This is a genomic window from Streptomyces atriruber (assembly GCF_001418325.1).
GTDB lineage: Bacteria > Actinomycetota > Actinomycetes > Streptomycetales > Streptomycetaceae > Streptomyces > Streptomyces atriruber.
This window is the reverse complement of the sequence record NZ_LIPN01000152.1, coordinates 1-9,293: the sequence shown is the minus strand read 5'-3', so window position 1 is coordinate 9,293 and position 9,293 is coordinate 1. Positions and strand designations below refer to the sequence as shown.

The window sequence follows — 9,293 nt, the reverse complement described above, 5'->3', positions numbered from 1 at the left end:
TGGGGGCTGGTCGCGCAGTTCCCCGCGCCCCTGAAACGCCCCCTGCGGGGCGCCCCGCCCTGGACGCCCCGCAGGGGCGCTCTAGGGGCGCGGGGAACTGCGCGACCCGCCACGACGCACCCGCAGAAGAGACACCCGGTCAGCGGGCCCCCGGTTTCGACCACGGCCACTTCAGGCCGCCGCCCGTGTCGCCCTCGGCGTCGAAGTCGTACTGCCATCGCGCCCCGAGCGAGATCCGGCTGCCGCTCGCCGCGGCCACCCGCCGGTACACGAGAACGGTCGGCGGGCCGCCCGCGTCGTCCGGGACGGGCACGCGGTAGACTTTCGGCGGGTGTCCGGTCGGCCCGAGCAGCACCGGGAGCACCCGGCCGTCCAGCGGGCCGCCCACGAACGGGGTGTCTTCGCTCTTCACGCCCCCAGTGTCACACCCCGCAGGCGCGCCCCGGAGGTCAGAGCAGGTGCGCCGCGTCGGCCACCACGGGCAGGACGCGCCGCGCGAGGCCGCCCACGGGCCCTTCCGGTGTCTCCAGGGTCAGCGCCCAGCGGACGACGTCGGCGGTCTGCAGGTCGCGTCCCGCGGTCGCCACGAGCACCGCCATGAACTGCTCCACGAGCATGTCCCGCAGATCGTCGAGCGGCGGCTGCTTCTCCTCGTCGAGCCAGATCAGCGAGGCCGCCTCGACCGCCGTGATCCACATCCGCACGGTCATCCGCAGCCGCGGTCCGGGCTCCGGCACGTCCAGGTGGCTGAGGATGTGCTGGGCGGCGGCCCGGCGCACGCCGTCCACGATGGCGGAGGTCCGCGAGGTCTCCACCACGCTGCCGCCCTGCAGCAGCGCGCTGAAGCCCGTGTCGTGCTGGTCGACGAAGGCCAGATAGCGGTCGAGGGCGCGGGAGAGCCGTCGGGTGAGGGGGCCCTCCGGAGGCTCGGCGAAGCACTGCTCCAGGTCGTCGGCGGCGGACCGCAGCGCGGCCTCGTACAACTGCTGCTTGCCGCCGGGGAAGTAGCGGTACACGAGCGGCCGCGAGACCCCGGCCGCCTCCGCGACGTCGTCGAGGTTGACCTCCTCTGGCGCGCGGTGCGCGAAGAGGGTGAGCGCGGAGTCCAGGAGCTGCCGCCGCCGCGCCTCGACGCTGAGGCGGCGGTAGGCGCGGGTGGTGGCAGGCGAGGTCATGCCTCGCAGCGTAACGCGGGGCGTGCCGCTTTAGGGGCGCGGGGAACTGCGCGACCAGCCGCGGAACGCCCGCGCCGTGATGATCAGGCCAACAACCCCGAAGACCGCCAGAGCCGTCGCCCGACCCCCCGCATCACACCGATGTCGTCCAGGAAGTCGGTGAGCCGCTTCGCCCCGGTCTGCATGACCTCCCTGCGGTGCCCGCTCGCCTTCACCTGCGCGACGGCCTCCCTGCGGTCCAGGCCCACGTTCGTGTAGACCTCGGGGTTCACGAAGGCGATGGAGAAGACGCGGGCGGCCTCGCCGCAGCTCAGGCGGGTCAGCTGCCGCTCCCAGGCGGGCGCGGTCACCATCTGGCGCCGCAGCTCCTCGCGGGCGTACCGGACGTGGCGGGCCTCCTCGACGACGTGGATGCGGGTGACCCCGCGCACCAGCTTCTGGACGCGCTCGTCGGGGAACGTCAGCCGCTGCATCCAGTCGAGGATCTCCTCGCCGAGCAGCGTGCAGGCGAAGGAGCCGGGGGTGGTGGAGACCGTCTTCAGGACGCGCGCCAGATTGTGGTTGAGGCGCGTGACGGGGTACGTGGGGGCGCCGCCCTTCTCGATCATCCGCGCGAACATCATGGAGTGGCGGCACTCGTCGGCGATCTCCGTGAGCGCGTACCGCACATGGGCGCTGGTCACCGACTTGTCGTAGATGTGCCGCACCAGCAACTGCATCAGGATGATCTCGAACCAGATGCCGAGCGAGGCGAGGGAGGCCGCCTCGTGCCGGGCGAGGTCGAAGCGCTGCTCCTCGGACATCCGCTTCCACATCGGGGTGCCGTAGAGGGAGACGAGCTCCGGCGGCCAGAACCACTTGCCGTCCTCGACCGGGGCCTCCCAGTCGAGCTCCTTGTCGGGGTCGAAGGAGTGCTTGGCGGACGACTCCAGGAGTCGCAGGGCGACCTGTTCGCGGTCCTTGAGCAGTCCGAGCGCGTCCCGCAGGCCCTCTAGCGAAACCTCTTCCGTCACCGTCGTCATGACTGTTCCTGCCTTGTCGCGGGGTTACCGGCGGTCAACTCTTATGAGACTGCTTGTCAGTAAGGCCGTCAATCCCTTGCACACGACTTGTTGACCGCTTGTCCAGTAGCGTGTGAGCCTGCCGTCATGGCGACGCAGGAGCTTTACACCAGTCCACCGGACGGGCTCAACTGGCTTGTTCCGTCCGCCAGTTCGGCCCGCTTCAGCTGGGAGTACGACGAAGGGCGCGACCGCCTCCTCGCTCTCTACCAAAAGGGCAAGGACAAGCAGTGGGACGGCGCCAAGCGCATCGCGTGGGACCTGGAGGTCGACCCGCTCGACCCCCTCGGCACCCCCGACGAATCGCTGACGCTCCACGGCACGCCGCACTGGGCGAAGATGACCGAGCGGGACAAGGGCGAGCTGCGCAAGCACTACGCCTCCTGGCAGTTCAGCCAGTTCCTGCACGGTGAGCAGGGCGCGATGGTGTGCGCGGCCCGCATCGTCGAGTCGGTCCCCGACCTGGACGCGAAGTTCTACTCCGCGACGCAGACCATGGACGAGGCGCGGCACGCGGAGATCTACAGCCGCTTCCTGCACGACAAGATCGGGATGCTCTACCCGATCAACGACGACCTCCAGGCGCTGCTCGGCGACACGCTCCGCGACTCGCGCTGGGACATGCCCTACCTCGGCATGCAGGTTCTCATCGAGGGCCTCGCGCTCGCCGCGTTCGGCATGATCCGCGACACCACGGACAAGCCGCTGCCCAAGCAGATCCTCGCGTACATCATGCAGGACGAGGCCCGGCACGTGGCCTTCGGCAGGATGGCGCTGCGCGACTACTACAAGCAGCTCACGGACGCCGAACGGCGCGAGCGCGAGGAATTCGTCATCGAGGGCTGCTACTTGATGCGCGACCGGCTGCGCGGCGTAGAGGTCCTGGAGAACTTCGGCATCCCCAAGGCGCAGGCCCAGGAGTACAGCGAGCAGTCCGAGTTCCTCGCGCTCTTCCGGCAGTTGCTCTTCTCCCGCATCGTGCCCTGTGTCAAGGACATCGGCCTGTGGGGCAAGCGCCTCCAGGAGGCGTACGTGGACATGGGCGTCTTCGAAATGGGCAACGCCAACCTCGACCAGCTCATGGCCCAGGACGAGGAGATCGCCGAGAAGCTGGACGCGGAACGTTTCGCGGCCGAGGAGCAGGAGCGGGTGGCGGAGGTGCGGGACGCGATCGCGTCCGGCGATTCGGACTGACGCCGCCGGTCAGCGGGCGCTGATCGCCGCCTCCATCACCGCCTTCGCGATCGGCGCCGCACTGCCGCCCCCGCTGATGTCCCCGCGGTCCGCTGCCGCGTCCTCGACGACGACGGCGACCGCCACCGAGGGCTCCGGATCGTCGTCCGCCTGCGCCCAGGAGACGAACCACGCGTACGGCGTGCCGGAGTTGTCGATGCCGTGCTGCGCGGTGCCCGTCTTGCCGCCGACCGTCACGCCGGGGATCGCCGCGTTCGTGCCCGTGCCCTCGTCGACGACCTGCGTCATCATCTCGCGCAGTTGCGCCGCCGTGCCCGGATTCATCGCCTGGTGCAGGGACTTGGCGCCCTCGGTGTCGACCACGTCGCCGTCGTCGGTCGTCGTGCGGTCCACCAGGTGCGGCGACTTCACCGTGCCGCCGTTCGCCACGGCCGCCGACACCATCGCCATCTGCAGCGGCGTCGTCCGGGTGTCGTACTGCCCGATGGCGGAGAGCCCGAGCTGCGCCTTGTCCATCGAGGTGTCGAAGTTGCTGGCGGCGACCGACGAGGGGATCTTCAGGCCGTCGTCGTTGAAGCCGAAGTTCCGGGCCGTGCCGAGCATCGGGCCGAGGCCCGTGTCGACGCCGAGCTTCGCGAAGACCGTGTTGCAGGACCACTGGAAGGCGTAGCGCAGGCTGGCGTTCGTGCAGCCGTCGACCTCGTTGGTCAGCTGGGTGCTGGTGCCGGGCAGCGTGTACGGGTTCGGGGACTTGGTCGGCGCGTCCGGGTCCGTCACCGCGCCCGAATCGAGCGCCGCCGCGGCCGTCACCACCTTGAACGTCGAACCGGGCGGATACGTCTGCCGGATCGCCCGGTTCAGCATCGGCTTGGCGGAGCTGCCGTTGAGCTCCGCCCAGGTGTCCGCCACCGCCCGGCGGGTCCCGGAGAGCCTCTCGGGGTCGTACGAAGGGGCGCTGACCAGCGCGAGGATCTTCCCGGTCGACGGTTCGAGCGCGACGACCGCGCCCCGCTTGCCGCCCAGACCCGCGTACGCCGCCTGCTGCACCGGCGCCTTGATGGTGGTCTCGACCTTGCCGCCGGGGTTCTGCGCGCGCGTGATGTCGTTCCACAGGGGGAGCGGGGCGAGCATCGGATCGGTGCCGGAGAGGATGTCGTCCTCGGCGTTCTCCAGGAACGTCGTGCCGTACACCTGCGAGGCGAAGCCGGTCACGGGGGCGTACAACGGACCGTTCTTGTACGTCCGTTCGTAGCGGAGCTGCTCACCGGTGTCCTTGGAGCCGGTCACCGGGCGCCCGTCGACCATGATGTCGCCGCGCGGCTGGGCGAAGCGGACGATGGCGTTGCGGCGGTTGGCCTGGTTGGCGTCGAGGGAGTCGGCCTGGAAGACCTGGACGCGGGTGGCGTTGATGAGCAGGGCGATGAGCAGCAGCGCGCAGAAGGCGGCGGCGTGCCGGATGTACCGCGTCACAGAGCTCCCTCTCCCACGGGCTGACTGCGCGCCGAGTCGCTGACCCGGATCAGCAGCGCCACGATGATCCAGTTGGTGACGACGGACGAGCCGCCCTGCGCCAGGAACGGCATCGCCATGCCGGTCAGCGGGATCAGCCCCATGACGCCGCCCGCGATCACGAACACCTGGAGCGCGAGGATCGAGGAGAGCCCGATCGCGAGCAGCCGCCCGAAGGAGTCGCGCAGCGCCAGCCCGGCGCGGAAGCCGCGCTCCACGAGCAGGGCGTAGAGCAGAAAGATCGCGCAGAGCCCGGAGAGGCCGAGCTCCTCGCCCGCCGTCGCCAGGATGAAGTCGGACTTCGCGGCGAAGCCGATGAGGATGGAGTGCCCGAGCCCGAGGCCGGTGCCGAGCATCCCGCCGGCCGCGAACGCGAAGAGGGACTGGGCGAGTTGGTTCGGCCCCTGTCCGGCGTCGATGGAGGCGAAGGGGTGCAGCCAGTCCTCCACACGGCCGTGGACGTGCGGCTCCAGCGAGCCGACCGCGAACGCGCCGAGCGCGGCGAGGAGCAGGCCGACCGCGATCCAGCCGGTGCGGCCGGTGGCGACGTACAGCAGGATCACGAAGAGCCCGAAGAAGAGCAGCGAGGTGCCGAGGTCGCGCTCCAGGACGAGGACGCCGACGCTGAGCAGCCAGATCGCGACGATGGGCCCGAGGACGCGCCCGGTGGGCAGCTGGAGGCGCTTGAACCGCCACAGCGTGCGGCCGGTGTACGCGAGGGCGTTGCGGTTGGCCGCGAGGTAGCTGGCGAAGAAGACGGCGAGCAGGATCTTGGCGAACTCGCCGGGCTGGATGGAGAAGCCGCCGACCCTGATCCAGATCCGGGCGCCGTTCACGGCGGGGAAGAAGATCGGCACGATCATCAGGATCAGCGCGGTGACGACGGAGAGATAGGCGTAGCGCTGCAGCACGCGGTGGTCGCGCAGGAAGAGGACGGCCGCGATGAACAGGCCCACGCCGGCGGTCGACCAGATCAGCTGGGCGGGTGCCGCCTCGTCGTTCGGGGTCTCCAGGTCGAGCCGGTAGATGAGCACCAGGCCCAGGCCGTTGAGGAGCACCGCGATGGGCAGCAGCAGCGGATCGGCGTACGGGGCGCGGAAGCGGACGGCGAGGTGCGCGACGAGCGCGAGCACGCCGAGCCCGGCGCCGTAACCGGCGGCGCCGGGCGGGACGGTGTCGTTCTTGGCGAGGCCGACGGCGCAGTAGCCGTACACGGAGAGCAGGACGGCCACGACGAGCAGGGTGAGTTCGGTGCCACGGCGTCGGGGGACACGGACAGCGGGGACCGCTGGGGGTGCGGTGCCCGCGCTGGTTCCGGCCATGCCGGGAACGTAGCAAGCAAATCACCCGGAAGTCCGCTTATGTCGACTATGTCGGCCATGTGGGGCGAGGGTGCGTCAGCACCAGCGCGGGACCTGCCCGATGTTGGCGATGTAGTGCGCGGAGCCCCAGGCCCAGGTCCCGTCGGTGAGCAGGTACCAGCGGTTGTTGTTGGCGACGCGGTCGCCCGTGGTCTTGCAGAAGATGGTGACGACCTTGCCGTACGGCTCCGTGCGGATCACCTTGCTGCCGCGGGTCGGGGCGGTGCGGAGCAGGAGTCCGGTCTTGGCGGTGACGCGGCCCTTGTAGACGGGCGGGTGGTTGTTGGCGTCGTCCAGGGCGGCGGCCGGACCGGCGGCGGTGAGCGCGGTGAGGGCGCCGCCGGCGGCGAGTATGCCGAGCCGGATGGCGGTGGTCCGCGGGGACATGGGGCCTCCTCGGGGGAAGGGCGGGTGAGGCGGCCGAGGCGGATGCCCATAAGCCGCAATTCACACTAAAAGCGGCACCATGCGCACGCGCAAGCTCACGCTCCGCCGTGCGGACCGCCCGACTCCTCGTCGTCCCCGGCCGTTTCGAACGGCAGCCGCAGCGTCGCCACCGCCCCGCCGTCGGCCGCGTTGGCGAAGTCCAGCCGCGCGCCGAGCACCGCCGCCTGGCCCAGCGCGATGGTCAGACCGAGACCGTGGCCCTTGCTCGTCCCCTTGCTGGTGCCCTCGGTGCGGAAGCGCTGCGGCCCGTGCTCCACGAGGTAGTCGGGAAATCCCTCGCCGTGGTCCCGCACGGAGACGACGGGACCGTCGACGGTCACGACGACCGGCGGCCGCCCGTGCCCCAGCGCGTTGGCCACGAGATTGCCGAGCACCCGCTCAAGGCGCCGCCGGTCGGTGTCCACGCAGACGTCGCGTACGACGACGAGCTCCGTGCCCTCCCCGGAAGAGCGCACCACCCGCTCCGCCAGTGGAGCGAGGTGATGGGCGTCCAGGTCCACCCGTTCGCGCTTCGAGTCGAGCCGGGAGATCTCCAGCAGGTCCTCGGTCAGCGTGCGCAGCGCGGCGACCCTGTCCCGCACCAGCTCGGTCGGCCGGCCCGGCGGCAGCAGCTCGGCCGCCGCGTGCAGCCCGGTCAGCGGGGTGCGCAGTTCGTGCGCCACGTCCGCGGTGAACCGCTGCTCGCTCAGCAGCTTGCCCTGCAGCGTGGACGCCATCGTGTCCAGGGCTCCGGCGACCGCGGCCACCTCGTCCTGGTGGCGCGGGACGCCCGTGGTGTCCGGGACGGAGTGCGGGTCCTCGACGCGCGCGTCCAGGTCGCCCGCGCTGATCCGCCGGGCCACCTGCGCCGTCTGGTGCAGCCGCCGCGTCACGCGCGTCACGGCGAACGCGCCGACCAGCAGCGTCGCGCCGATCGCGAGCACCGACGAGCCGAGGATCGCCCGGTCGAGCCCGTCGATGGTGCGGGCGCCCTGCGCGTAGTCGACCTGGACGGCGATGGCGCGCTGCCCGTCGGCGGGCCCCGCGGCCCACATCGTCGGCCGGGAGTCGTGGGCGGCGACCATCGTGCCGCGCTGCCCGCTCACGGCGAGGTCGCGCAGGCGCGAGGGCAGCCCGGCCGGGTCGACGCCCGCGCCGGGGCCGAGCCGGTCGCCCGCCTCGTACCGCTCGGTGACCTCTTTGAGCCGGACGAGCGCGCGTTCGCGGGCCTGGCCCACGGTCTGGTTGGTCACCGAGACGTGCACGAGCGCGCCGAGCAGCGCGGCGAGCGCACAGCACATGACGGTGATGAAGACGGCGGCCTTCCAGGTGAGGGTCGCAGTCCAGGCGGGGAGCCGCGGCGTGCGCGACGGTCGGCGGCTCATCGGCCGCCGCTCTCGGAAGGGGTGGGGCGGGGCGAGGCGGGCGCCGGTGTCTTGGGCCGGTGCGACTTGGGGCGGGCCGCGTTCGCGGAGCGGACGATCTCGTCGCTCGTGGGCAGCATCGCCTTCTGGTGCGAGTCCCAGGACCAGACGGTGTGGTACTCGTACCCCGGGAGACTGGAGATGGCGCGGATGATCAGGTCGCGCCCGGCCAGCTCGACGCCGAGCACGGCGTCGCTCATCTCCATGATCTGCGTCAGCCGCCGGTCCTCCTCGGCATAGACGCGGATGTCGAGATTGTCGTCGGGCGTGGAGACGCCGACGATCAGGTCGTCCTTGCCGTCGCCGGTCAGATCGCGGTAGTACGCCTTGAGGACCGGGCAGCGGTTCTGCTTGCCGGAGTCGTCCCGGGCGCAGTCCTTCAGCCGTTCGACGGTCTCCTTGTAGGCCCGGTCGGTGGTTTCGTACGTCCCGGGGTTCTCGGTGAAGTCGGCGCGCACGACGTCGACCGGATCCACCTTGTGCAGGTCGCCGTCGGGCACCTTGACGCCCTTGACCTTCACGGCCTCTATGGCGCCGTAGTCCTCGGCGGGCACCGACGGGGACGGCAGGTCGGGCCAGAGGTGCGTGGGTCCCTCGGCGGTCGGCGTCGGGCCCGCGCCCCGCAGTCCGCCCGGGTCGCCGCAGCCACCGGCCAGCAGGACGGCGAGGACGGCGGNNNNACCCCGACCTTCGCGACGTTCTTCATCAGCGCGGGACCGTTCGCCGTGTCGTAGTGCGCGACGATCACGGCGGGGCCCTTCTCGCCGGGCGTGACCCCGCCGGTCCACCAGCCGGGCTCGTCCGCCTTGTCCACCGGCGGCACGTCGAGCTCGTGGTCCGCGCCCACGCCGAGGTCGAGCATCGACTTCGCGTCGACCCCCGCCGCGGGGATCCGCAGGCCGGTCGGCCTGGACGCCTTCAGCGGGGCGACGGCCCGCTCGGCCTGGGCCGAGGCGGCGTTGTTCACCTTCACGTCGGGGGCCGGGTCGCCCTTGCCGCCGCTCTGTCCGCAGGCGATCAGGCCGATGCCGAGGGCGGCGGTGAGGGCTGCCGCGGCGGCGATGCGGGCGGTGCCCCGGCGGTGGCGGGCGGGCGCCTCGGTTCCGTCGGGCGTGCCGGGCTCGACGTCGGTGGGGGTGCGGG

At 71.5% G+C, this 9,293-nt stretch carries 9 protein-coding genes; 1 reads left to right on the top strand and 8 read right to left on the bottom strand.

Annotated features, from left to right (window positions below):
• Window positions 1–139: 139 nt before the first annotated feature.
• From AOK03_RS17260 to AOK03_RS17250, 3 genes are all read right to left on the bottom strand, one after another.
• Window positions 140–412, bottom strand: a complete 273-nt coding sequence (locus tag AOK03_RS17260; RefSeq protein ID WP_055566166.1) for a hypothetical protein — start codon at window positions 410–412, stop codon at window positions 140–142.
• Between the two features lie 37 nt (window positions 413–449).
• Window positions 450–1,175, bottom strand: a complete 726-nt coding sequence (locus AOK03_RS17255) for a TetR/AcrR family transcriptional regulator (RefSeq protein ID WP_055566165.1) — start codon at window positions 1,173–1,175, stop codon at window positions 450–452.
• Window positions 1,176–1,258: 83 nt separating this feature from the next.
• Complete coding sequence (locus AOK03_RS17250; protein ID WP_055566164.1) at window positions 1,259–2,197, bottom strand: AurF N-oxygenase family protein; 939 nt, start codon at window positions 2,195–2,197, stop codon at window positions 1,259–1,261.
• A gap of 126 nt (window positions 2,198–2,323) precedes the next feature.
• Here AOK03_RS17250 and AOK03_RS17245 point away from each other — a divergent pair, with 126 nt between their 5' ends.
• The gene (locus AOK03_RS17245) at window positions 2,324–3,430 is read left to right on the top strand and encodes a ferritin-like domain-containing protein (RefSeq protein ID WP_055566163.1); all 1,107 of its coding nucleotides are present in this window, start codon (window positions 2,324–2,326) and stop codon (window positions 3,428–3,430) included.
• A gap of 9 nt (window positions 3,431–3,439) precedes the next feature.
• Here the strand turns inward: AOK03_RS17245 and AOK03_RS17240 are convergent, their stop codons facing one another.
• The 5 genes from AOK03_RS17240 to AOK03_RS40945 form a co-directional block, all read right to left on the bottom strand.
• Window positions 3,440–4,900: a peptidoglycan D,D-transpeptidase FtsI family protein gene (locus tag AOK03_RS17240; RefSeq protein WP_055566162.1), complete on the bottom strand. Its 1,461-nt coding sequence runs from the start codon at window positions 4,898–4,900 to the stop codon at window positions 3,440–3,442.
• Complete coding sequence (locus AOK03_RS17235) at window positions 4,897–6,261, bottom strand: FtsW/RodA/SpoVE family cell cycle protein (RefSeq protein ID WP_055566161.1); 1,365 nt, start codon at window positions 6,259–6,261, stop codon at window positions 4,897–4,899. Before AOK03_RS17235 ends, AOK03_RS17240 begins: the two co-directional genes overlap by 4 nt.
• A gap of 75 nt (window positions 6,262–6,336) precedes the next feature.
• Window positions 6,337–6,687, bottom strand: a complete 351-nt coding sequence (locus tag AOK03_RS17230) for an SH3 domain-containing protein (protein ID WP_055566160.1) — start codon at window positions 6,685–6,687, stop codon at window positions 6,337–6,339.
• A gap of 95 nt (window positions 6,688–6,782) precedes the next feature.
• On the bottom strand, window positions 6,783–8,111 hold the full coding sequence (locus AOK03_RS17225) for an ATP-binding protein (protein ID WP_055566159.1): 1,329 nt from the start codon (window positions 8,109–8,111) through the stop codon (window positions 6,783–6,785).
• A gap of 719 nt (window positions 8,112–8,830) precedes the next feature.
• The coding region (locus AOK03_RS40945; RefSeq protein ID WP_208609549.1) for a class F sortase at window positions 8,831–9,293 on the bottom strand (463 nt) is incomplete at both ends.